23 protein-coding genes are annotated in these 24,277 nt (G+C 65.2%); 6 read left to right on the top strand and 17 right to left on the bottom strand.

Going from position 1 to position 24,277, the window contains the following annotated elements:
• Positions 1-269: 269 nt before the first annotated feature.
• The 5 genes from PVU19_RS05720 to PVU19_RS05700 form a co-directional block, all read right to left on the bottom strand.
• Positions 270-1,607: a S41 family peptidase gene (locus tag PVU19_RS05720; RefSeq protein WP_050661039.1), complete on the bottom strand. Its 1,338-nt coding sequence runs from the start codon at positions 1,605-1,607 to the stop codon at positions 270-272.
• Positions 1,608-1,610: 3 nt separating this feature from the next.
• A complete protein-coding gene (locus tag PVU19_RS05715; protein ID WP_050661038.1) occupies positions 1,611-2,744 on the bottom strand; it encodes a murein hydrolase activator EnvC family protein in 1,134 nt (377 codons plus the stop codon).
• Entirely contained in the window at positions 2,741-4,255 is a 1,515-nt protein-coding gene (gene gpmI, locus PVU19_RS05710; RefSeq protein WP_050661037.1) for a 2,3-bisphosphoglycerate-independent phosphoglycerate mutase, read from the bottom strand. Before gpmI ends, PVU19_RS05715 begins: the two co-directional genes overlap by 4 nt.
• A gap of 91 nt (positions 4,256-4,346) precedes the next feature.
• Positions 4,347-4,544, bottom strand: coding sequence for a hypothetical protein (locus PVU19_RS05705; RefSeq protein WP_050661036.1), 198 nt, complete (start codon positions 4,542-4,544; stop codon positions 4,347-4,349).
• 66 nt (positions 4,545-4,610) lie between these two features.
• A complete protein-coding gene (locus PVU19_RS05700; RefSeq protein ID WP_050661035.1) occupies positions 4,611-5,717 on the bottom strand; it encodes a pyridoxal phosphate-dependent aminotransferase in 1,107 nt (368 codons plus the stop codon).
• A 106-nt stretch (positions 5,718-5,823) separates the two neighbouring features.
• On the opposite strand from PVU19_RS05700, the gene PVU19_RS05695 reads away from it, so the two are divergent.
• Positions 5,824-6,618, top strand: a complete 795-nt coding sequence (locus tag PVU19_RS05695; protein WP_050661034.1) for a crotonase/enoyl-CoA hydratase family protein — start codon at positions 5,824-5,826, stop codon at positions 6,616-6,618.
• Positions 6,619-6,894: 276 nt separating this feature from the next.
• Here the strand turns inward: PVU19_RS05695 and dacB are convergent, their stop codons facing one another.
• From dacB to PVU19_RS05635, 12 genes are all read right to left on the bottom strand, one after another.
• On the bottom strand, positions 6,895-8,385 hold the full coding sequence (gene dacB, locus PVU19_RS05690; protein ID WP_050661033.1) for a D-alanyl-D-alanine carboxypeptidase/D-alanyl-D-alanine endopeptidase: 1,491 nt from the start codon (positions 8,383-8,385) through the stop codon (positions 6,895-6,897).
• A 58-nt stretch (positions 8,386-8,443) separates the two neighbouring features.
• The gene (locus tag PVU19_RS05685) at positions 8,444-9,058 is read right to left on the bottom strand and encodes a nicotinate-nucleotide adenylyltransferase (RefSeq protein WP_050661032.1); all 615 of its coding nucleotides are present in this window, start codon (positions 9,056-9,058) and stop codon (positions 8,444-8,446) included.
• A gap of 63 nt (positions 9,059-9,121) precedes the next feature.
• On the bottom strand, positions 9,122-9,475 hold the full coding sequence (locus PVU19_RS05680) for an H-type lectin domain-containing protein (protein ID WP_050661031.1): 354 nt from the start codon (positions 9,473-9,475) through the stop codon (positions 9,122-9,124).
• A gap of 620 nt (positions 9,476-10,095) precedes the next feature.
• Complete coding sequence (locus PVU19_RS05675; protein WP_152911559.1) at positions 10,096-10,707, bottom strand: hypothetical protein; 612 nt, start codon at positions 10,705-10,707, stop codon at positions 10,096-10,098.
• A 359-nt stretch (positions 10,708-11,066) separates the two neighbouring features.
• Positions 11,067-11,492: a F0F1 ATP synthase subunit epsilon gene (locus PVU19_RS05670; RefSeq protein ID WP_050661029.1), complete on the bottom strand. Its 426-nt coding sequence runs from the start codon at positions 11,490-11,492 to the stop codon at positions 11,067-11,069.
• A gap of 49 nt (positions 11,493-11,541) precedes the next feature.
• Positions 11,542-12,966, bottom strand: a complete 1,425-nt coding sequence (atpD, locus tag PVU19_RS05665; RefSeq protein ID WP_050661028.1) for a F0F1 ATP synthase subunit beta — start codon at positions 12,964-12,966, stop codon at positions 11,542-11,544.
• Positions 12,967-12,985: 19 nt separating this feature from the next.
• Positions 12,986-13,861 (bottom strand): F0F1 ATP synthase subunit gamma, encoded by an 876-nt coding sequence (locus PVU19_RS05660; protein WP_050661027.1) that lies wholly within the window; start codon positions 13,859-13,861, stop codon positions 12,986-12,988.
• Between the two features lie 15 nt (positions 13,862-13,876).
• Positions 13,877-15,415, bottom strand: coding sequence for a F0F1 ATP synthase subunit alpha (gene atpA, locus PVU19_RS05655; protein ID WP_050661026.1), 1,539 nt, complete (start codon positions 15,413-15,415; stop codon positions 13,877-13,879).
• Positions 15,416-15,982: a F0F1 ATP synthase subunit delta gene (locus PVU19_RS05650; RefSeq protein ID WP_050661025.1), complete on the bottom strand. Its 567-nt coding sequence runs from the start codon at positions 15,980-15,982 to the stop codon at positions 15,416-15,418.
• 337 nt (positions 15,983-16,319) lie between these two features.
• Complete coding sequence (locus PVU19_RS05645) at positions 16,320-17,642, bottom strand: lytic murein transglycosylase (protein WP_050661024.1); 1,323 nt, start codon at positions 17,640-17,642, stop codon at positions 16,320-16,322.
• Between the two features lie 131 nt (positions 17,643-17,773).
• On the bottom strand, positions 17,774-18,529 hold the full coding sequence (locus tag PVU19_RS05640; protein ID WP_050661023.1) for an EcsC family protein: 756 nt from the start codon (positions 18,527-18,529) through the stop codon (positions 17,774-17,776).
• Between the two features lie 56 nt (positions 18,530-18,585).
• The gene (locus tag PVU19_RS05635) at positions 18,586-19,068 is read right to left on the bottom strand and encodes a GNAT family N-acetyltransferase (RefSeq protein WP_050661022.1); all 483 of its coding nucleotides are present in this window, start codon (positions 19,066-19,068) and stop codon (positions 18,586-18,588) included.
• A 92-nt stretch (positions 19,069-19,160) separates the two neighbouring features.
• Between PVU19_RS05635 and PVU19_RS05630 the strand changes: the two genes are divergently transcribed.
• The 5 genes from PVU19_RS05630 to PVU19_RS05610 all read left to right on the top strand — a co-directional run bounded on the left by PVU19_RS05630 (position 19,161) and on the right by PVU19_RS05610 (position 24,238).
• The gene (locus PVU19_RS05630; RefSeq protein ID WP_050661021.1) at positions 19,161-19,763 is read left to right on the top strand and encodes a flavin reductase family protein; all 603 of its coding nucleotides are present in this window, start codon (positions 19,161-19,163) and stop codon (positions 19,761-19,763) included.
• A 301-nt stretch (positions 19,764-20,064) separates the two neighbouring features.
• Positions 20,065-20,793: an alpha/beta hydrolase gene (locus PVU19_RS05625; RefSeq protein WP_050661152.1), complete on the top strand. Its 729-nt coding sequence runs from the start codon at positions 20,065-20,067 to the stop codon at positions 20,791-20,793.
• Complete coding sequence (locus tag PVU19_RS05620) at positions 20,790-21,938, top strand: alpha-D-ribose 1-methylphosphonate 5-triphosphate diphosphatase (protein WP_050661020.1); 1,149 nt, start codon at positions 20,790-20,792, stop codon at positions 21,936-21,938. The genes PVU19_RS05625 and PVU19_RS05620 overlap by 4 nt, the downstream gene beginning before the upstream one ends.
• Before the next feature lie 272 nt (positions 21,939-22,210).
• Entirely contained in the window at positions 22,211-22,936 is a 726-nt protein-coding gene (locus PVU19_RS05615; protein ID WP_050661019.1) for a metallophosphoesterase, read from the top strand.
• Positions 22,937-23,062: 126 nt separating this feature from the next.
• Entirely contained in the window at positions 23,063-24,238 is a 1,176-nt protein-coding gene (locus tag PVU19_RS05610; RefSeq protein WP_050661018.1) for an acetyl-CoA C-acyltransferase family protein, read from the top strand.
• The last annotated feature ends 39 nt before the right edge of the window (positions 24,239-24,277 follow it).

Here is a 24,277-nt window from a genome sequence, read left to right as displayed (position 1 = left end):
GCGCAGCGCCCGACCGCCGGGTGGGCGCAGCAACCTCGGTGGACCGCACTTTATGCCCGCCAAGCACTCCCGCGTTTTCAATGGCTTGATACGTTGCATAAGCGCCCGCCCGAGGGGGCGGTCGGGCGCTGCGCGGCGGTGCCTGCGGCACCTTGATTCCGCGCATTGGGGCTGTACCTGAACGGAAGCTCAAGGCTATTCCACCCCCCAAACCAAAACCCCGCCCGCGCAAGGCGGACGGGGTTTCGCATCTTTCAATCAAGCGCCGGTCACTCGGGCTGGTTGCCGCCCATCACCGACAATCCACGCAGGATATCCACGGCATAGGCCAGCTGGTAATCCTCCTCGCGCAGCTTGGCGGCCTCTTCGGCGCGCGCGCGGTCCTCTTCGATCTGCTTGATCTCGTCCTCGCTCAGGCTGTCATTGTTCAGACGGCCCCGCAGATCAGCCTCGGAGCGACCGGGACGGGTCTCCTCCTCTTCCGCCGTCTGCTCGCTGCGCGGCGGCTGCTGCACAAGGATATCGGGGCTGACCCCGAGCGCCTGAATGGACCGGCCCGACGGCGTGTAATAGCGCGACGTGGTCAGACGCATCGCGCCGTTGCCACGCAGCGGCATCACCGTCTGGACCGAACCCTTGCCGAAACTCTTGGTCCCGACCACGATGGCCCGGTGATGATCCTGCAAGGCCCCTGCGACGATCTCGGACGCGCTGGCGGAACCGCCATTGATCAGCACCACGATGGGCTTGCCGCCCGCCAAATCGCCCGGCGTCGCGTTGAAGCGCTCGCCGTCCTGCGGATCGCGCCCACGCGTGCTCACGATCTCGCCCTTGTCGAGAAACGCATCCGACACCTTGATCGCCTGCGTCAGCAGACCGCCGGGATTGTTGCGCAGATCAAGCACGATGCCGCTGACATTCTCCATGCCACCCAGCGCCTCGACCTGCTCTTTCAGACCGCTTTCGAGATTGGGAAAGGTGTTGTCGTTGAAGGTCGTGACCCGCAGCACCACGGCATCGCGCTCGGTGCGGGCGCGCACCGCCGTAAGCTCGATCGTGTCGCGAATGATCGACACGTCAAAGGGCTCGGGCTGGCCCTCGCGCACCACGGTGATCACGATCTCGCTGCCCACCGGGCCGCGCATCAGGTCGACCGCTTCGTTCAGGGTCAGGCCCAGCACGCTTTCGCCATCGACATGGGTGATGAAATCGCCCGACTCGATCCCGGCCTGATCGGCGGGGGTGCCGTCCATCGGCGAGACCACCTTGACGAAACCGTCCTCCTGCGTGACCTCGATGCCCAGACCGCCGAACTCGCCGCGCGTCTGCACCTGCATGTTCTCGGCATCATCCGGCGAGAGATAGCTGGAATGCGGATCGAGCGAGGTCAGCATGCCGTTGATCGCCGCCTCGATCAGCTCGTTGGTCTCAACCTCCTCGACATATTGCGCGCGAATGCGCTCGAAGATATCGCCGAAAAGATCAAGCTGCTCGTAGACATTGCTCGATTTCTCGCTCTCCTGCGCCAGAAGGGGGGCCGCCACCTGTGTCGTCGCGATCGCCCCTGTCAGGATGCCAACGGAGGCGGCCATCAGGAATTTTTTCATGTCTCACTCTTCCTTGTCGGTTCTGAACCACGTCAACGGGTCCACCGGTGAATTGTCTTGACGCACTTCGATATAGAGCGTCTGGCTTCTTTGGGCACCCGCCTGTGACATATCTGCGGCCAAAAGCAGATCGCCTTCCGCGCCCGCCCCACCCATAAGGCCCACCGGACTGCCCCCGGGCAGGACCTGACCGGTCTGACCATAAACAACATCAAGCCCGGCGAACACCAGAAGAATCCCGGCTTGCGGCTCCAGAATGATCACATTTCCGTAGTCGAGCAAGGGGCCGCGATAGCGCACCGTCGCAGGTGCCGGCGTGGTGACCAGGGCACGCGGGCGCGCCGCCACCACGATGCCGGGCCGGGTGATGCCCGCCGCGTCCGCCTCGCCTGCCCGGCGCAGGATCACCCCCCCGACCGGCAGCGCCAGATTGCCCTTGCGCGGGGTGATCTCGGGCAGGCTGCCGGGGGCCTCGTCCACCGCGATCTCACTCAGCCCGCTGGCAAAGCCCTCCAGCGTCTCGGTCGAGGCAATGAGCAGCGCGGTCTTGACCGGGTCCTCGGTGAAACGGCGCGGCAGGCTGGTGCGCTCGGCCATGGCCTCGCTCAGCGCGGTGCGCGCCGCCTGCACGCCCTCCAGCCCATCCTGCAACTTGTCCGCCGCGCTCTGCTGCAAGGCGCGCAGCACGCTCAGTTCCTGCACCTTGTCGCGCAGACCCATCGCGCGGGCATCGAGCGCCGGGGCCACCTCGGACAGGATCATGCCCGCCCGCGCCGTGCCCACCGGTCCCGCCGGGTGCATCATCAGCACCGGCACCGGGGCCGCGCCCATGGTCTGCAACACGCCCAGAAGCTGCGCAATCTCGTCGTCGCGCGCCTGCAATTCCGCACCCAGCGCCTGTTCGCGCAGTGCGGCCCGGCGCAGCCCCTCGCGCATCGCCTCCAGCCCGTCCTCATAGGCCCCGATCACCTGCGTTAGCGCCTTGACGCGGTTCTGCGCACCCTCGGCGCGTGCCAGTTGCTCGGCCGCCCGGTTCAGCTGATCCGCCGCCGCGCGCGCCGCGACCGATGGCTCTTCTGCCGCGACCGGCATCGCGGCCAGCGCAAACCCGATGACGCAGGCCAACAGCGCCCTCATGTCAAAAGGCTTTCGCCGGTCATCTCAGCGGGCTGCGGCAAGCCCATCAGCGCCAGCACGGTGGGGGCCAGATCGGCGAGCCTGCCGCCCTCGCGCAGATGCACGCCGCCGGGCCCGCCCACGAGGATCACCGGCACCGGGTTGAGCGTATGGGCGGTATGCGGCCCGCCGGTCTCGGGATCGACCATGAGCTCGCAATTGCCGTGATCGGCGGTCACGATCATCGCGCCGCCCGCCGCCTCCAGCGCCTCCAGCACCCGGCCAAGCCCCGCATCCACCGCCTCGCAGGCGGCCATCGCGGCCTTCAGGTCACCGGTATGGCCGACCATGTCCGGATTGGCATAGTTGACGACGATCAGGTCATAGCCATCCTCAATCGCCCCGACGAGGTGGTCGGTCACCTCCGCCGCCGACATCTCGGGTTTGAGATCGTATGTCGCCACATCCGGCGACGCCGCCATGTAGCGCGCCTCGCCCGCCTCGGGCTCTTCCTTACCGCCGTTGAGGAAAAAGGTCACATGCGGGTATTTCTCGGTCTCGGCGAGATGAAACTGCCGCAACCCGTGATCCGCCACCCAAGCCCCCAGCGTGTTGACGATATCGCGCGACGGAAACACCGTGTCGAGCCACGCATTATGCGCGTCGGAATATTCCACCATGCCCAGCGCCGCCGCCCATTCGGGCAACGCACCGCGCGCGAAGGCGTCGAAATCAGGATCGACCATCGCCTGCAATATCTCGCGCGCCCGGTCGGCGCGAAAGTTGAGACAGAACAGCCCGTCACCCGGGGCCACGCCGCGGAAATCGCCGATCACCGTGGCGGCGATGAACTCGTCACTCTCCGAGCGGGCATAGGCATTGGTCACGGCCATGCGCGGATCGGCGGCGCGCAGGCCCTGCCCCCGCACCATCGCCTCAAAGGCCTCCTGCACCCGCGACCAGCGATTGTCGCGATCAAGCGCGAAATAGCGCCCGGTGACGGTGGCGATACGCACCCCCTCGGGCAGGTCCTCGATCAGCCGCGCCAGATGACTGCGGGCCGAGCGCGGGGCAACGTCGCGCCCGTCGGTGATCGCATGCAGGATCACCGGCACGCCCGCCTCGCGGATCACCCGGGCGGCGGCCACGATGTGGCGCAGGTGCCCGTGCACCCCGCCATCCGACACCAGCCCCATCAGATGCGCCGTGCCGCCACTCTCCTGCAACTGCGCAATGAACCGCTGCAACGCATCGTTGCGCGCGAAACTGCCATCCTCGATGGCAAGGTCGATCTGCCCCAGGTCCATCGCCACAACGCGCCCCGCGCCGATATTGGTATGGCCGACCTCCGAATTGCCCATCTGCCCGCGCGGCAGGCCCACATCGGGGCCATGGGTGATCAGCGTGGCGGTGGGGCAGGTCTGCATCAGACGGTCGAAATTCGGCGTATGTGCGAGGTGCGGCGCATTGGCCTCGGCGCGCTCGCTCAGCCCCCAACCATCGAGGATGCACAGGACGACGGGTTCGGACATGCTCTCTCCTGCCTTGCTTTGGCAGCCTTCTAGCCTGTCGGGGCGTCAGGGTGAAGCGGGTTTGCGGTAACGGTGCCGTGGCCAGCAGCGATCAGCCGCGTGCGGCCCCGCCCGACCGCCTGCGCGCGCACCACAGGATCAGCTTGTCGAGGACAAAGCCCGTCACCAGCACCGCCAGAAACCCGAGCGTCGCCCAGATCACCATGAACACCCACAACAGGTTGACCGCCCCCATCACGAGGGCGGCATTGGTGTAATTCGGGGCCGCTTTCAGGTTTCCACGTCGCATGGGCGGAGTGTACCGCAAGAATCGCCCCTGTCAGGTGAAATTTTTTACTGCGACGCCGACGCGCAGCTATCCGCGCGCCTCGGCCAATGCCTCCGGCAACGCCTTGGCCAACACCGCCAGATCGTCGGCCCGCCCACAGCTGATACGGATGCAGCGATCCTGCGGGATGACAAAAGGCATGCGCACAAACACGCCGCGTGCCACCAGCGCCGCCAGCACGGCGCGCGCGAAATCTCCGTCGCGCCCGCAATCGACGGCGACGAAATTGGTGGCCGAGGGGATGGCGCGCAGCCCGTTTTCGCCCGCGATGCGCGCAATCTCGTCGCGCGCGCGGGCCACCTCGGCCTGCACATGCGCCAGCCAGTCGGCATCGTGCAGCGCCGCGAGCGCGCCGGCCTGCGCCATTCGGTTCATGCCAAAATGATTGCGGATCTTGTCGAAACTCTTGATCAGGTCCGCCGCCGCCACCGCATAGCCGATCCGCGCCCCGGCCATGCCGTAAGCCTTTGAAAAGGTGCGCATGCGGATCACGCGGGGGTCGTCTGCGGGCACCTCTGCCGCCGTGCCCTCGGGGGCGAACTCGACATAGGCCTCATCAAGGCAGAGCAGACAGCCCTCGGGCAGGTCGTCGAGCGCGGCCAGAACATCCGCGCCCCGCGCACATGTTCCCATCGGATTGTCGGGATTGGCGTAATAGATCAGCTTGGCATCCACCTCGCGCGCCCTCGAAATGAGCGCACCCAGATCCTCGCGATCGTCGCGATAAGGCACCTTTTGCAACGCGCCGCCAAAGCCCGCGACATGGTAGTTGAAGGTGGGATAGGCCCCGTCCGAGGTGACGACCGCATCGCCGGGCGCCACCAGCAGACGCACCAGATTGCCCAGAAGCCCGTCGATCCCCTCGCCCACCAGCACATTCTCAACCGCGACACCCATGTGATCCGCCAGCGCCGCGCGCAGGTCGTGGCTCGTCGGATCGCCGTATTTCCAGACCTCCTCCGCCTCGGCCCGAATCGCGGCAAGCGCCTTGGGCGAGGGGCCAAACAGGCTCTCATTCGCGCCCAGCCGCGCGGCGAAGGGCGCGCCGCGCGCGCGCTCCTGCTCCTCGGGGCCGACAAAGGGCACGTTGGCGGGCAGGCTCTCGACAAGGGATGTGTAACGGGGTCCGGTCATGGGGGCAGTTAACGGGATGGAGCGCGGCGCTGCAAGGGTCTGCCGCCACGTTCCGCTGGCCTGCGCCGCACGGCCCGTGTTTCATACGGCCAGAGGAGGACCCCCCATGCCCCGTGTCACCACCGAAATCCGCGATCACATCGCCCATGTCACCCTGACCCGCCCCGACAAACGCAACGCCGTCGATCCGGAGATGGCCGAGGCCATCGTTGCGGCCGGACAGGCGCTGACCGAGGCCGATATCCGCGCCGTCGTCCTCTCGGGCGAGGGGCAGTCGTTCTGCGCCGGGCTCGACGTGATGAGCTTTGCCGCGCTGGCCCGTGGCGATCCCGAAGCGCTGATCCTGCCGCGCAGCCACGGCAATACCAACCTCTTTCAGGAGGTGGCGATGGTCTGGCACCGCCTGCCCGTGCCGGTCATTGCTGCGTTGCAGGGGGCGGTCTATGGCGCGGGCTTCCAGCTTGCGCTCGGGGCCGATATCCGCATCGCGTCACCGGAGGCGCAACTGGCCATCATGGAGATGAAATGGGGGCTGATCCCCGACATGGGCGGCATGGCGCTCTTGCCGCATCTCACCCGTTCCGACGTGATCCGGCGGCTGACCTATACCGCAAGCCCGATCCCCGCCGCGCAGGCCGAGGCGTGGGGGCTTGTGACGGAGGTGTCCGACGATTCGCTGGGTGCCGCTCGTGATCTGGCACAGGAGATCGCCACCCGCAGCCCCTCCGCGATCCGCGCGGCCAAGCGGCTGATTGCCGTGGCCGAGAGCGGTGCGGGCGAGGATGCGGTGCTGATGGAGGAAAGCCGCGAACAGGCGGCGCTGATCGGGCAGCCCGACCAGATGGAACAGATCGCCGCCAACATGGCCGGGCGGGTGCCGGTGTTCGGCGGAAATGGGTGAGAGGCGCGGTGGGCGGTGGGGTGATTGGCCTTCAGCGAACATAAGCACCAACCGCGCGAAACGCACCGAAGGTGCCGCGCGATCGCCGGGCCGTCCCGCGGCCTGGCGATTTGGAATGGCGCGTAACGTGTTGAGTTTAGAATGACTTGGCTGGAATAAAGTGCGGGCAACAACCGTTGCATCGCCAGTCCCCGGCCCTGCGACCGCGCGGCACCTTCCACGGGTCATTCAACGACCGCTCCAGGCCAACCTTGTCAGGTCGCAAACCCCACAGCCTCACCCGCCGTAAACCGCGCTCCAGCGTTCGATCAACGCCTGTTGCAATTGCTTCGATCGCCGGTTCCAGCCGCGCGCACCGGGCGGGCGCTCGTCGCGCTTGGGGTCGATCCGGCTGCGCAGGCTGTCGCTTGCGGTGAAGATCGCAAAGGCCAGCTCGGCCCCCTGCGGCGTACGCACATAGCCCGCAAGGCTGCTCACGAAATAGAGCGTGCCGGTCTTGGCCACGACCTTGACCGGATGATTGCGCTGCTCGCGCCCGTTTGCGTCGCGCATCCGGTGCTCGCGCAAGAGCGGCCGCAGCAACCCCGCGTCATGCGCCCGCGCCAGCCCCTTGGCCATCGCCGCCGCGGTCAGCCGCGACCGGTCGCTCAGGCCCGAATGGTCGCGCAACGCCGTGCCGGTCATCCCGAGGCGCTGCGCCGCCCACTCGTTCATCGCCTGCGCCGACCGCTCCAGCGGCAAGGCACGGCCCTTCAGCTTTGCGGTGGTCATCAGACCCACCATCTCGGCGGTGAGATTGGTGGAATATTTCAGCATGTCGCGCAGGATATCCCGCAGCGGCGCGCTGTGATGGGTCACGACCACCCCGCCCTGCGGCGCGCTGTCCTGCAGCGCGGGCTTGCCAAGATCGATGCCGTGCGAGCGCGCGAAGGTGGCAAAGACCTCGGCCGCGTAAAGCTCGGGCTTGCGCACCGGCAGCCAGCGCGCACCGCCACTGCCCAGTGCGCCGCGCGCCACCGTCCAGTCATCGCGCCCGCCCGCATCGCGATAGGTATAGACCGGCCCGCTGCGATCGGCGATCTGCATCCGCGCCACGGTCACATCCGGGCGATAGCGCGCGGTGCGCGCATCCATCGAGACGGTATATTTTCCGCCCGCGCGCTTCCACTCGAAATGCACCCGGTTGTAATTGAGGTTCAGCCCCGAGATCGCGGGGTTATAACCGACATGCTCGGGCTGGCCCTCGTCGATGGCGCGCTTGAACGGCACCGCCCCGCCCCAGACGCGGAACTGCCCGCGCAGCTCGCGGACACCGGCCTTTTTGAGCCCCGCCGCCAGCGCAGCCAGCGCATCGGTGTCGAGCGTCGGATCACCGCCCCCTGCAAGCACCAGATCGCCCTTGAGCACGCCGCCCTCCAGTACGCCGGTGGCGAACAGCCGGGTCTCGAACCGGTAGCCGGGACCGAGCGTATCCAGCGCATAAAGCGCCGTCACCGCCTTGGTGACGCTGGCGGGCGGCAGGCCGGTCGCGCCGTCGCCCTCCTCCAGAACCTGGCCGCTCGCGGCATCGGCCACCGCATAGCCCACCTGACCCGATAGCTGCGCCTCGGCAACCAGCGCCTCGGCGCTTGGGGCCAGCCGCGCCGCGCCGCCACCGGGCCGCGCCACCGGGCGCAGCGAGACGGCAGGCGCCCCGCCAAGGGCCGCACCCGCCATGCCCGAGAGCGCCGCACCAAGGAACAGACGTCTGGTAAATGGATGTCTCATGAGCCCGAGTTAAACGCAGCACGCCGCGCGGTGCAATCGCGATTCGGCGCGCGCCGTATCACGTTTTACGACCCGCCTCAGAGCCCCCCTGCGCACGCAGCGCGGTCGAGGAAATATCCATCATCGGCACGTTGACGAAACACCAGGCCGGGGCCGTCGCCCGCCCCAGAAGACGGCTTGCCCGGGCGGGCAGAAAGGCATGGCGATAGATCCGCGCAGCGGGCGACATGCGCGCCGAAATACGCTCTCCGGGGCGGGCCAGCACGCCCACCGGCACGCTCTCGATGATGCTCTGCCAATCCTGCCAGCGATGAAACTGCGCCAGATTATCGGCCCCCATCAGCCACACGAACCGCACCCCCGGCGCGGCATGGCGCAGCGCGATCAGCGTCTGCGCGGTATAGCGCGTCCCGGCATGGGCCTCGACATCGGTGACGGCCATGCGCGGATGATCCACCATCGCGCGCGCCGCCGCCATACGCTCGGCCAAGGGTGCGGGCCCGTGCGGCTTGAGCGGGTTGCCCGGGCTCACCAGCCACCACAGCCGATCCAGCCCGAAGCGGCGCAGCGCCTCGCGGCTGATATGGAGATGGCCGGCATGCGGCGGATCGAACGACCCGCCCAGAAGGCCCACCACCTGACCGGCGCGGATATGTGGCAAGGCGTGTCTCATCCACCCCTCACTGCCACAGAGCGATGCGAAGTAAAGCGAAAACGGGACCGGGCTGACAGCCTCTCAATAGACGTCCTGCCAGTCATCCTCGTGAAAGGCCGCGCCAATCGCCAGCCAGCGCACCCGCACCCGCGCTACGCGCGTGTCCGACCATGTCCGGAACACCACGTCGAATCCCGTGCGCGTGATCTTTTCGGCGGTCACGTCGGCACGGGCATTGGTGGCGCTGTCCATGTCCCAGAGCGACATCGAGACATGCACGACCGGCTCGTCCTTGAACTCGGTCGCGAACGTAATCTTCTTGCGCCGCTCACGCGCGCCGGAACCGGTCCACATCGTGCCGCCATCCTCGTAATCCGAGAACAGCACGTCGTCCCCCTGATCCACGCCGATGGCCTGATTGATGAATACCTGCATGTCCGCGCCTTTGCTATCCTGCCTGAATTATTACGGATTTCTGGCAGAATTGAGAACCGAAAAAGAAAAAAGGGCCGCGATGCGCCAGCCCTTTGCAATAAATGATGCAGCGCGGAGCTGAGAGCCGTTCAGGGCAACACGATGACAAAGATCCAGCTTCCGAAGATTTCTTCGGGAGGTGGATGCGATGACTGTCGGCTGTGCGAGACGAAGCTGCTCTTGGTGAAAGTCGGGATCAAGGTCGGCCATTGGCGTGGAGCTGCCGTTAGATTGAGGCACCTGCGCGGAACAAGGCCGAAGGCCGCCGCGCATCGCCGGGCCGCCCCCCGGCACGGCGATTTGGCTGTAACCTGCGCATCGCGTGGATGTTTTCCTGACGTGGCAGAGATAAAGGCCTGCAGAACAGACGTTGGATCGCCGTACCGCGGCCCGTCGATGCGCGGCTCACGTCAACGGCAGCTCCCGGCCAATCCAAGCCGAGGTTCATTTCCAACGCAATCGACAGTCTGGGATCTCACCGGACCTTAGCCGCAAAGCGCCCCGATGACAGCTATGCGGGACTTTGCTGCCGTTGGCCTTCAGGCCACATTTGGATTCCGAGTGGCGTGATTGTAAATGAGCTAAATCGAAAAACGACCTTCCCCCACTACGCAGAAAGGGCGTTGTTCTGCCTCGCTCAGTTCAGTTTTCTTTGTTGCAGAATCTGCTTCTGCTTTTTTGAGCGCAAAGGCCAATTGTTCAGTCAAAAGCTGCAAAAAACCTTGAAGCGCTTCATGTGCTCGAGAAACCTGTAGGCAGTCGCCAAAAGCAAAGAGCGCAAGGTGGTCAAATGGCTTAGTGTTCACATCAATACCGTCGGCTGTTGGAATTTTGAACGACTTCAGCATTGGATCAACCGTAAAGATTTGGAGGCTGATCACGACTTCTTCGCCTTCGACTCGAGGATTGAAGGTCCACCTCACAAGTCCATTTATTGGTGAAAGGTATTGACTGTTAGCGAAGTTTTCGATCCGCTGCGCGATATGGTCTTTCGCGTTACGCAGATTTGAAACGGACGGTACGAAATTTGGCAGGTTAGATTTTTCGTAAGCAAAGCCCAACATGTCTGGTTCGCATCTACAAACCTTTTCGATGAAGTACAGAGTTGAGACAGTTGCCCATAGGGATGCCAACATCTCGTTGCGTTCAGTGATTGACAGTTCTTCATCGCCCTTCCCGGAATGCTCCTGCATGAACTTTCTCTGAAAGTAGTCTTGCGAAAGGACGTGATCTAAAAGGTGAGAAAGCGTCGAAAAAGCTATCTGCTGCTTGTGGTTAAGAACATATGGGAAGGACCGCAATAGTGAAATGGTGTACATGGGTCGGAGTCTTTTGATCGCCGAGGCCGACAGATTGCCTCATGGTTTGCCGTCAGAGTTAGAACACCGCGTCAGTTTCAGGTCTCCTTCATACACCACAGGCTGACTGGGAGGTAGCAAGGGCTCGAAGCGGTCATTGCGCTTCGAGCCCACTGCGGGTTCTCACGTGCCTCATTTACTGCAAGGGGCCGGCGCGATGCGGCCCTTTCACCTAGCGATTGCGGACCTGTGGCTCAGTTCGCCGAGAGCCCGATATGATCGCCGATCGCCACCATGTCCGACAGGAGCTTGGCCGCCTCGTCCACCGGGCCGGGCTCGTTGACATAGGTTTCCTGCGCGTTGGCCAGACGGTCGGTCGCCTCGGCGACCATCGCCTTGTAGGCCTCCTGCGTCATGTCATCACGGGCCACGGCACGTTCCGCGAGGATCGAGATGCTCTCGCCGTTGATCTCGGCAAAGCCGCCGGTGACGACATATTCGGTGTCGCCCTTGGGCCCCGACACCCGGACGATACCGGGGCGCAGCGTGGTGATGAGCGGCGAATGATTGGGCATCGCCGTCATGTCACCTTCGGCCCCGGGGATCTGCACCTCACGCGCCGCCACCGAGGTCAGAAGACGCTCGGGGCTCACGAGATCGAATTGCACTGTCTCAGCCATATTGGCCTCCTCTTGCAGTGAACGGCGGGGGACGCCCCCCACCCCACACTTACGCCGCGTCTGCCGCCATCTTCTCGGCCTTGGCGATCACATCATCGATCCCGCCGACCATGTAGAACGCCCCTTCGGGCAGGTGATCGTATTCACCGGCGACCACGGCCTTGAACGACTTGATCGTCTCTTCCAGAGGCACCTGAATGCCGTCGGAGCCGGTGAACACCTTGGCCACGTCGAAGGGCTGCGACAGGAAGCGCTGGATTTTCCGGGCACGGGCCACGGTCAGCTTGTCCTCTTCGGAGAGTTCGTCCATCCCGAGAATGGCGATGATGTCCTGAAGCGACTTGTAGCGCTGCAGAATACCCTGAACATCCCGCGCCACGGCGTAATGCTCTTCGCCCACGATCTGCGGGTCCATCAGGCGCGAGTTCGAGTCGAGCGGGTCCACGGCGGGGTAGATGCCAAGCTCGGAAATCGCACGGCTGAGAACGGTCGTGGCGTCGAGGTGGGCGAAGGTCGTGGCAGGTGCCGGGTCGGTCAGGTCGTCCGCAGGCACGTAGACGGCCTGAATCGAGGTGATCGAGCCCTGCTTGGTGGAGGTGATGCGTTCCTGCATCGCGCCCATGTCGGTGGCCAGCGTCGGCTGATAGCCCACAGCAGACGGAATACGACCCAACAGCGCCGACACCTCGGAACCCGCCTGCGTGAAGCGGAAGATGTTGTCGACGAAGAAGAGAACGTCCGAACCCGACTGATCGCGGAACTGCTCGGCCAGCGTCAGGCCGGTCAGGGCGACACGCGCACGCGCGCCCGGAGGCTCGTTCATCTGGCCGTAGACCAGCGCAACCTGGCTCTCTTCCAGATTGTCGGGCTTGATCACGTTCGATTCGATCATCTCGTGATAGAGGTCGTTGCCCTCACGGGTCCGCTCGCCGACACCGGCGAAGACCGAGTAGCCCGAGTGCACCTTGGCGATGTTGTTGATCAGCTCCATGATCAGAACGGTCTTGCCGACACCGGCACCGCCGAAGAGGCCGATCTTGCCGCCCTTGGCATAAGGGGCCAGCAGGTCCACCACCTTGATGCCAGTCTCGAGGATCTCGGAGGCGGTCGACTGCTCCGCGAATTCCGGCGCGGGCTGGTGGATCGAACGATATTCGCTCGCCTTGATCGGCGCACCCTCGTCCACCGGCTCGCCGATGACGTTGAGGATACGGCCCAGCGTGGCGTTGCCCACCGGGATCGAGATCGGCGAGCCACTGTCCTTGACGGCCTGACCGCGAACGAGACCTTCGGTCGCGTCCATCGCGATGGTGCGCACGGTGTTCTCACCCAGATGCTGCGCCACTTCGAGCACCAGCTTCTTGCCGTTATTGTCGGTTTCCAGCGCGTTCAGAATGGCTGGCAGATCGCCGTCAAAGTGAACGTCCACAACGGCGCCAATGACCTGTGTCACCTTGCCTTTTGCATTTGCCATGTTTCGTCTCCGGTTTTTCTTACAGCGCTTCCGCGCCGGAAATGATTTCAATCAGCTCGTTGGTGATCACGGCCTGACGCGAACGGTTGTATTCGATGGTCAGCTTGTCGATCATATCGCCCGCGTTGCGGGTGGCGTTGTCCATCGCGGACATCCGCGCCCCCTGTTCCGAGGCTCCGTTTTCCAACAGCGCACTGAAGATCTGCGTCGCCACGCCACGCGGCAGAAGATCGGCGAGGATCGCCGTCTCGTCGGGCTCATACTCGTAGAAGGTCTCGGTATCGGCCTCGTCCAGATCGCCCACGTCAGCAGGGATGATCTGCTGCTTGGTCGGGATTTGCGTCACCACGTTCTCGAACTGCGAGTAGAAGATCTTGGCCACATCGAACTCACCGGCGTCGAACCGGTTGAGCACATTGGCCGCCACCGCCTGCGCATCGGCATAGCCCACGCGCTTGACCTCCGTGAGATCGACGTGATCCACGAAATACTGGCCATAGTCGCGCTTCATCGCGTCCCGGCCCTTCTTGCCGACGGTGATGATCTTCACGGTCTTGCCCTTGCCCAGCAGGTCCGCCGCCTCGGCCTTGGCCAGCTTGGCGATATTGGCGTTGAAGCCACCGCAAAGGCCACGCTCGGCGGTCATCACCACCAGAAGATGCACCTTGTCTTCGCCCGTCCCGGCCAGAAGCCGCGGCGCGTTCTCGGCGTCACCCACCGAGGCCGCAAGTTTCTTCATCACCGCGTTGAAGCGTTCGGTGTAAGGCCGCGACATTTCCGCGGCCTCCTGAGCGCGGCGAAGCTTCGCCGCGGCGACCATCTGCATGGCCTTCGTGATCTTGCGGGTCGATTTGACCGACGAGATCCGGTTTTTCAGGTCCTTGAGATTCGGCATTGCCTTATCTCCCCCTTACGCGAAGTCAGCGGCGAATTCGTCCAGCGCGGCCTTGATCTTGTCTTCGGCCTCACCCTTGATCTTGGGATCTTCCTTGGTGATGTGATCCAGCAGATCCTGATGCTTGCCGCGCAGATGCTTGAGCAGACCCTGCTCATAGCGGCCCACATCGCCAACCTTGATCTTGTCCAGATAGCCCTTGGTACCCGCATAGATCACGCAGACGATCTCGGCGTTGGTCAGCGGCGAATACTGCGCCTGCTTCATCAACTCGGTCAGACGTGCGCCACGGTTCAGCAACTGCTGCGTCGCCGCGTCGAGGTCAGAGCCGAACTGTGCGAAGGCCGCCATTTCGCGATACTGCGCAAGCTCAAGCTTCACCGGACCGGCAACCGATTTCATCGCGTTGGTCTGCGCCGAGGAGCCCACACGAGACACCGACAGACCGGTGTTCACGGCGGGGCGGATGCCCTGATAGAACAGTTCGGTTTCAAGGAAGATCTGACCGTCGGTGATCGAGATCACGTTGGTCGGAATGAACGCCGAGACGTCACCGCCCTGGGTTTCGATGATCGGCAGCGCCGTCAGCGAGCCCGAGCCATTGTCCTCGTTGAGTTTGGCGGACCGCTCCAGCAGGCGGGAGTGGAGGTAGAACACGTCACCCGGATAGGCTTCGCGGCCGGGCGGACGACGCAGAAGCAGCGACATCTGGCGGTAGGCCACGGCCTGCTTCGAGAGGTCATCATAGACGATCAGCGCGTGACGGCCATTGTCGCGGAAATGCTCGGCCATCGCGGTCGCCGAATAGGGCGCGAGGAACTGCATCGGCGCGGGGTCGGATGCGGTGGCGGCCACGACGATGGAATATTCGATGGCGCCGCTCTCTTCGAGCTTTTTCACAAGCTGCGCCACGGTCGAGCGTTTCTGCCCCACAGCCACGTAGACGCAATAGAGCTTCTTGCTCTCGTCGTCGCCTGCGGCCTCGTTATAGATCTTCTGGTTGAGGATCGCGTCGAGCGCCACGGCGGTTTTGCCGGTCTGACGGTCGCCAATGATCAGCTCGCGCTGGCCACGGCCGATCGGGATCATCGCGTCCACCGACTTGAGGCCGGTCGCCATCGGCTCGTGCACCGATTTACGCGGGATGATGCCGGGGGCCTTTACGTCGGCCAGACCGCGGGTTTTCGTCTTGATCGGGCCCTTGCCGTCGAGCGGGTTGCCAAGACCGTCCACGACGCGGCCCAAGAGTTCGTCACCGATCGGCACGTCCACGATGGACTTGGTGCGCTTGACGGTGTCGCCTTCCTTGATGTCACGGTCGGACCCGAAGATCACGACACCAACATTGTCGGCCTCGAGGTTGAGCGCCATGCCCATGATCGAGCCCGGAAACTCGACAAGTTCACCCGCCTGGACATTGTCCAGACCATGAACCCGCGCGATACCGTCGCCCACGGACAGAACCCGACCGATCTCGGCAACTTCGGCCTCCTGGCCGAAATTCTTGATCTGGTCCTTCAGGATCGCAGAAATCTCTGCTGCTTGGATACCCATTTATCCGACCTCTTTCATTGCATTCTGGAGGGAATCGAGCCGCGAGCGGATCGAGGTGTCGATCATCTTCGAGCCCACTTTGACAACAAGACCGCCGATGAGGCTTTCATCAACGGTCGCATTCAGTTTCACATCGCGGCCGATCTGGGCCTTGAGGGTTTTCGCCAGCTTGTCGGACTGTGCCTTGGTCAACGCCTTGGCGCTGGTCACTTCGGCCTTCACCTCGCCCTTGTCCTCGGCGATCATCTCGTCAAGCTGGGCAATCAGTTGCGGCAGCACGAACAGGCGCCGCTTGGCGGCCATCAGCGCCATACCATTGCGCAGTTCGGGGACCAGCCCCATCTTGTCTGCAATCGCGGCAATCGCCCTGCCCTGCTCGTCACGGCTCAGCACCGGAGAGGCGATGACATCGCGCAGCTCAGCGCTTTCGCCAAGTGCTGCGGACAGGTCATTGAGGTTTGCTTCAAGCTTGGCCAGCGATTTGGCCTCTTTCGCAAGCTCGAAGATCGCAGTGGCATAGCGCGCGGCAATGCCGGAAGAAATCGAAGCTGGTTCGGACACGTCCACCCTTCCGATAATCTGGCCCCGGTTGAGCAGCTGTGACGGCGGGTCACATCCGGGGGCGTTGGCATACGATGAAACTTGCGAAACATCGAAATTCGGCTGGGGTGTAGCAGAGCCTTCCGTGTCGGGCAAGCCGCTTGAAATCAATTGTATACTATAGAATACCGCTTGCTTTCAAAGGCTTACCCCAAGTGCGACCGAATGCGCGCTTTTTACCCGGCAAAAAACATCACATTTTCTTACGAATTTGCGATTCCCGCACCCCGGACCCTGCCCAAACCCCCGGCAGACGTTTGCGCTATCAGCGCGAGAGGGGCGAAAACCGCCCCGCTCTTTGGTGTCACGACCGCTTGAGCAGCGCCAGCAACTGCTGCGACGGCAGCCCGTCCTGCGCCGCCCCCACCGACCGTTGAAAGGCCCGGATCGCGGCCACGGTATTGGGCCCGACGATGCCGTCGATCTTCTCCACGGCAAAGCCCTTGCGTCTGAGGCGGCGCTGCATCTCCTTGCGCTCGTCGAAACTCAGCGGATCATAGCCGCGCGGCCAGCTTGCCTGGATCGGCGGCCCGCCCGCGATCCGGTCCGACAGGTGCCCGACGCCCAAGGCATAGGCATCGGCGTTGTTGTAACGCTTGATCACGTCGAAATTGGCAAACACCATGAAGGACGCGCCCGCAGGCCCCGCCGGTTGCAGGATACGCGCCGAGCCGAAATCGCGCACCGGTCGCCCGTCAATGCCCACGACACCCCGCGCCGCCCAGTCCGATGGCATCCGGCTCGTGCCGCCGTAGGACGCGCCGCGCGGCACCCGCACCTCGACGCCCCAAGGCATGCCCTTGCGCCAGCCGAACCGCTTGAGATAGGCGGCGGTCGAGGCCAGCGCGTCAGTCGGATCATCCGACCACACGTCGCGCTTGCCGTCGCCGGTGAAATCCACCGCATAGGCCTCGTATGACGTGGGCATGAACTGCGTGTGCCCCATCGCCCCGGCCCAGGAGCCTTTCATCTTGTCGGGCGTCACATCGCCCGATTGCAGGATCTTCAGCGCCGCGATCAGTTGTTTCTCAAAGAACGCCCCGCGCCGCCCGTCATAGGCTAAGGTTGCCATCGAGCCGATCAGCGGCAGATCACCCAACCGCTCGCCATAGGTGCTCTCCATCCCCCAGACCGCCGTCACGATCTCTTTCTCGACACCGTAATGCGCCTCGATCCGCTCCAACGCGCGGCGCTGCTGACGCAATGCGCGCTGCCCGTTCTCGACCCGCACGGGCGACGCGGCACTGTCGAGATAATCCCAGATTTCGCGCTTGAATTCGGATTGGTTGCGATCCTTGGCCACGACCTCGGGATCGTAGCGCACGCCGCGAAAGGCGCTGTCAAAGACCCGCCTGCTGATCCCTTGCGCCGCCGCCCGGCCCCGAAACCCGGCGATCCAGCGGTCAAAGCCGGGGTTGGAGGTGATAGGGATGGCGCGCAGCCCATCGGGGCGCTGTTGCGGGCGCAACACGCGCACCGGCGCATCGTTCACCACAACCGCCGCCGCCGTGATCAGCCCCGACCCGGGCCGCAATTGCGGGCGCAGCGACTCCTCTACCGCACCCGCCGCCCATGACGGGCCGATCCCGGTCAAAAGAGCTGAAAGCCCCAACATCACTGCTCGCATCACCTGCCCCTTATTGCGTGGCTATTTGTTCTTGATGATACCCCGATTGTTTCCGAATCGAAAGCAATCTGACGTGTGCCTGCGGTGTATTGCCGATCCGATCCGCCGCCAAAGGCCGCACCACAGGCAGGCTACGCGCGCGCCGCCCTTTCGCGGAACGCCGTGATCATCTCCTGCGGGTCGCGGTCGGCGTCGATCGCCAGACGGCGCAGGCCGAAATGCACATGCGCCATATCCTGATAATATTGCGTATAGGCGTAATTCGTGGCCGCCCCGGCCGCCGCACCCAGCACCGGCACGGTCTGCGCCGCCAGCTTCTGCCCCAGCACCGCTGCCAGACGCGGGGCCACACGGGCAATGAGCGCGCGCATCGCCGAGCCGGTCAGCGTCACCCGCGTGCCGATGAACCCCAGATTGGCGCCGTCATCCTCCGACAGCGGCCCGGCGGCGCCGAACACCTCGATGGAGTCGAAGCGCACGGCAGGCTCTGACGGATCAAAGCCGTGCTCGCTCGCGACGTCCTGAATGGCGCGCAACAGGATGGTCGTGGTCGCGGGCAGTTCCGCCAGCGCGGTGGGCAACCCGCCAAAGCCGCCCGCGGCTCCCATCACGGTGGTCAGCGCCCGGATGCGCCAGGCTGGCCCCTCACCCATCACATCGCGCGAGCGATGCGCGGCCTCGGCGGCATGGCGCAGCGCCTCCTCAGTGGCGGAATTGAGCCGCATCCGCGTGGCGGCGGGCAGCCGATCAAGCAACCCCTCGGCCTGCCCGCCAATGAGGTTCAGCACATCCATCACCGAATTTCCGGCCCGCGCATTGCGCTGCACGAGCGCATCAAGCCGCGCCTGTGTCGTGGTCTCGTCAATCGGTCGGCCCAGAAGTTCCATCGCCCCGCCCTGTCAGCTCTTTACCCCGATCAAGCTGCGCATCGCCTGCGGAAAAATCAAGCCGCGCGCGTCACCTCTCCGCGCACACCCTCCCACGCGCCGGGCTGCAAGGCCAGCCCCAGCACGCGCTCGGGGTTGGTGGGCGGCGGCATCAGGACACCCGCCAGCCGGGCAAAGCCGAACCGCCCGTAATAGGGCGCATCCCCCACCAGCATCACGCGCAGCCAGCCCGCCGCCCGCGCACGCTCCACGCTGTCACGAATGAGCCACGCACCCAGCCCCTCGCCCTGATGGGTGGGATGCACCGCAACGGGGCCCAAGAGCAGCGCGCGCGCCGCGCCCACCCGCACCGGCCAATACCGGATCGCGCCCGCCACGATCCCGTCCTCGCACGCCACGAGGCACAGGTCGGCGACGGGCGGCACCCCGTCCCGCAGCCGGTAGGACGACAACGCCTCGCGCCCCGGCGCGAAACACAGGTCATAGAGCGCCTCGACCTCCCAATGATCCTCTGGCCCCTCGGGCCGCACATCCAACATGGCGCGCCACACCTTCGCGAATATCGACTGGCAAAGCGCGTAGCACGGCGTTACGGCTGGCACAAACCGGATCACCCCGAGAGGAGAGCGCGATGTTCTACAAACCCGAGGAGGGCCACGGCCTGCCGCATAATCCCTTCAACGCGATCGTCACCCCCCGCCCGATCGGCTGGATCTCGACCCGCGATGCACAAGGCCATGACAACCTCGCGCCCTACTCGTTCTTCAACGCGGTGGCCTATGTGCCGCCGCAGGTGATGTTCGCCTCGACCTCCGCCAAGCCCGACCGCGACGGCACCAAGGACAGCGTCGCCAATATCCGCGACACCGGAGTGTTCTGCGTCAATATCGTCAGCGAGGCGCTGCGCGACGCGATGAATCAAACGTCGGGGCCGTGGGGTCGCGAGGTCGACGAGTTCACCGATGCGGGGCTGGAGAAAGCGCCTTGCGACACCATCGACTGCGCCCGCGTGGCCGCGAGCCCCGCCAATCTCGAATGCAAGCTCACACAGATCGTGCAACTGCCCGGCGAGGCGAATTTCGTGGTCTTCGGCGAGGTCACCGGCGTGCATATGCGCGACGATTGCATGGTGGATGGCCTCTTCGACGTCACCCGCTTCACCCCGCTGACCCGGCTGGGCTATCAGGATTACTCGGTGATCCGCGAGACCTTCAGCCTGAAACGCCCGGAATAGGGCGCAGAAGCGGCTTGCAAGCCGCTTACCCGCGCTTGGTTGGCGGATCGAGACCCGATGGAGGACGGCGCGATTGACAGTGGTGGCAACGCAGGACCGCGACACCTCGCGCAAATCTCTCAGCCGGGGCCTGACCGTGCACGGTTTTGCGAAGCCGTTAGACTTCGGCACGCAGGTCGGGCGGTTTCGGCAGGATAAGGGCGGGCAGGACGCGGGCGTCCTGCAACGTGCCGCGCCCGTCCGCACCCGCCTGAAAAACCTCCCTATTCACAGCCCTTCCGTTTGCGCATATGTCACCCGCATGATCCGTCTCGCCCTCATCACGGTCCTCACCCTCGCCCCCGCCCTCGCGCGGGCCGATTGCGTCGTGCTGCTGCATGGGCTTGCCCGCAGCGATGCCTCGTTCCTCGTGATGCAGGAGGTGCTCGAGGCGCAGGGCTATGACGTCTTCAGCCCCGATTACCCCTCGACCGAAGAGGATATCGCCGAACTGGCCGAGGAAACCCTGCCCTTCGCGGTGCGGGTCTGCGGCGAGACCCGCATCCATTTCGTCACCCATTCCATGGGCGGCATCCTGCTGCGCGTCTGGCTGGCCGAAAACCGGCCCGACACCATGGGTCGCGTCGTCATGCTCGCCCCGCCCAATCACGGCAGTGAACTGGTGGACGAGCTGGGCGGGCTGGAGCTTTTCAGATGGCTCAACGGCCCGGCCGGGATTCAGCTTCAGACCGGGCCGGGCGGCGTGCCCGAAAACCTGCCGCCGGTGGATTTCGAACTGGGCGTGATCGCGGGCACCCGCTCGCTCAACCCCTATTACTCGTCGCTGATCGAGGGGCCAGACGATGGCAAGGTCTCGGTCGCCTCGACCATGGTCGACGGCATGGCCGATCACCTCACCCTGCCGGTGACGCATACCTTCCTGATGAACAATCCGCTGGTGATCGCGCAGGTCGAGGAATTTCTTGAACGTGGCCGGTTCGATCACGATCTCACGCTCGGCGACGTGCTCTTCGGGCGGCGCGGCGGATGAGCGCGGCCCTCACCCTGCAGGGCGCGCAGGTGCTCTGGCCCGAGGGGCCCGAGGTGCGTGATCTCACGATCGCCGATGGCCGTGTCACCGACGCGCCCACGGGGCGCGGCGTGGACCTCTCGGGCTACATGATCCTGCCCGGTATCGTCGATATCCACGGCGACGGGTTCGAGCGGCACCTCGCGCCCCGGCGCGGCGCGATGAAGGACGTGGATCAGGGCCTCATTGCCACCGAGGCGGAACTGGCCGCCAACGGCATCACCACCGCCACGCTGGCGCAATTCTACAGCTGGGAAGGCGGCATGCGCGGGCCGGAGTTTGCCGAGAAGGTCTTTGCCGGGCTCGCCACCATCCGCCCGCAGGTGGACACAGACCTGCTGGTGCAACTGCGGTTCGAGATCCCGATGCTCAACGATTACGCCGCCGTCGAGGAGATGATCGCCCGCCACGCGATCCCCTACGTGGTGTTCAACGATCACCTCCCGCATGAGGAGCTGAGCAAGGGCAAGCGCCCGCCCCGCCTGACCGGGCAGGCCCTGCGCATCGGGCGCAACCCCGAAAAGCACCTCGCCTTCATGCAAGACCTGCACGCCCGCATGCCCGAGGTGGAACCCGCGCTCGACGCGCTCAGCGCGCGGCTCATCGCGGCGGGGGTGCGCCTCGGCAGCCATGACGAGGCGACCGCAGCGGCACGCGCGAGGAACCGCGCGCGCGGCATCCACATCGCGGAATTCCCCGAAACGCTGGCGGCCGCCGAGGCCGCCCGCGCAGGCGGCGACAGCATCATCATGGGTGCCCCCAACCTGGTGCGCGGCGGCTCGCACAAGGGCAATGCAAGCGCGCTGGAGATGGCCGCCATGGGCCTGATCGACGCGCTCGCCTCGGATTACCATTACCCGTCGCTGAAGCGCGCGGCGTTCCTGCTGGCCGATGGCGGGGTCTGCGATCTGGCAGCGGCGTGGCGGCTGATCTCGCTCGGCCCGGCGCGCATTCTGGGCCTCGAGGATCGCGGCGAATTGCGCCCCGGACTGCGCGCCGACCTCACGGTGATCGACCCGGCAAGCCGCCGGATCATGGCCACGATGGCAGGCGGGCGGATCAGCTACATGAACGGCGCCGTGGCGGCGCGATTCATGGGGCTGTGATGGGCCTGTTTCTGCCGTTGCCGTGAGCCGCGCATCGCCGGGCCGCGGTGCGGCGATCCAACGCCAGTTTTGTAGGGCTTTATCCCCGCCAAGCCCGAAAAAGAACTGATCGCAGAACAGGTGGCAGCCAAATCGCCGTGCCGGGGGGCGGCCCGGCGATGCGCGGCGGCCTTCGGCCGCGTTTCGCGCCGGGTACTTCAATCAAATATCTGCTCAAGGACAATCGCCCGCCCCTCTGGACAACACCCCTTAGGCAGGGTCTACATCCCCGCATGACAGACCCGATCTACGCCATCCCCGATATCCACGGTCAGGACGCGCTGCTCGACGCCGCCCTCGATCTCGTCACGCAAGACGGCGGGGCGCAGGCCCGCATCGTCTTTCTCGGCGATCTCGTGGATCGCGGCCCCGATAGCCGCGCCGTGATCGACCGGCTGATGCAGGGTCAGGCCGACGGTCGCCCCTGGACCGTGCTCAAGGGCAATCACGATCAGCTTTTTCTCGATTTCATCGACACCGGCCAAATCCGCTCGCCCCAGGTCCGCTCCGGCCTCACCTGGCTCAACCCCCGGCTTGGCGGCGCGACGACGCTGGCCTCCTACGGCGTCAGCGCGTCCGAGGACGCCCCCGCATGGGACGCCGCCCGCGCCGCCGTGCCGCAGGCGCATCGCGACTGGCTGGCCCGGCTGCCCCTCTACAAGGAAACGGGCGGCTTGCTCTTCGTCCACGCGGGCATCCGCCCCGGCTTGCCCCTCGCGGACCAGAGCCCGACCGACCTGATGTGGATCCGCGACGGCTTTCTCGATCACGACGCGCCGCACCCCTGGCTCGTCGTGCATGGCCACACCGCGCTCGACCGGCCGCAGCATTTCGGCAACCGCATCGACCTCGACGGTGGCGCGGGCCAAGGCCGCCAACTCTGGCCCGCCGTGTTCGACGGCCCCAGCTGCCACCTGCTCACCGACACCGGACGGCAACCGCTCACGCCCACCGGATGAAGAATAAACCGCACGACCACCCGCTGAGTTTCACAAAACTCCGCCCTGACACCACGTCCGCGTTGCCTTTTGCCCTACACCGCCGCTAGGCTCTGCCCAACGCAAACCCCGGGTGGAGGATGACCCATGACCGATATCGTTATTCTGGATGGCTGCCGAACGGCCATTGGCACATTCGGCGGGGCCCTTGCGGGCACACCGCCCACCACCCTCGGGGCCACCGTCGCCCGCGAGGCGCTCGCACGCTCGGGTGTCGAGGGCGGGCAAATCGGCCATGTGGTCTTCGGCCATGTCATCAACACCGAACCGCGCGACATGTATGTCAGCCGCGTCGCCGCCATCGACGCAGGCATCCCCGACACCGCCCCCGCGATGAACGTCAACCGCCTCTGCGGCTCGGGCGCGCAGGCCATCGTGTCGGTCATTCAATCCCTGATGCTGGGCGACGCCGAGTTCGGCCTTGCAGGCGGGGCCGAGAACATGAGCCGCTCACCCTTCATCATCCCCGACCAACGCTGGGGCGCCAAGATGGGCGACGTGAAGACGCTCGACATGATGCTGGGCGCGCTCAACTGCCCGTTCGGCACCGGCCATATGGGCGTCACCGCCGAGAATGTCGCGGCCGAGCATGACATCAGCCGCACTGATCAGGATGCCTTTGCGCTCGAAAGCCAGCGCCGCGCCGCAGAGGCGATTGGCGAGGGCCGGTTCACATCGCAGATCGTGCCCATCGAGGTGCGCGTGAAACGCGACATGGTGGCATTCGACACCGACGAGCACCCCAAACCCACCACCGCCGAGGCCCTCGCCAGCCTGCGCACGGTGTTCCAGAAAGACGGCACCGTCACCGCCGGCAATGCCAGCGGCATCAATGACGGGGCCGCCGCCCTCGTGCTCGCCCGGGCCGAGGCGGCAGAGGCCGCAGGCCTCAAGCCGCGCGCCCGTGTTCTGGGCTACGCCCATGCCGGGGTGCGCCCCGAGGTGATGGGCATCGGCCCCATCCCGGCAGTGGAGAGCCTGCTGGAGAAAACCGGGCTCAGCGTGGCCGATTTCGACGTCGTGGAATCGAACGAAGCCTTTGCCGCGCAGGCCCTGGCCGTCAACAAGGGGCTTGGCCTCGACCCGGGCCGCGTCAATCCCAATGGCGGTGCCATCGCGCTCGGCCACCCGGTGGGCGCAACCGGCGCCATCCTCACCGTCAAGGCGCTTTACGAGTTGGAGCGGACCGGGGGCAAGCGCGCGCTGATCACCATGTGCATCGGCGGCGGTCAGGGCATCGCATTGGCGATCGAGGCGCTCTGAGCACATAATTCACAGGCTTTAACCGCTTGTTCACGACGA

The organism is Roseovarius tolerans, from assembly GCF_028885395.1.
Taxonomy (GTDB): domain Bacteria; phylum Pseudomonadota; class Alphaproteobacteria; order Rhodobacterales; family Rhodobacteraceae; genus Roseovarius; species Roseovarius tolerans.
This window is presented reverse-complemented; position numbering and strand designations above follow the sequence as displayed.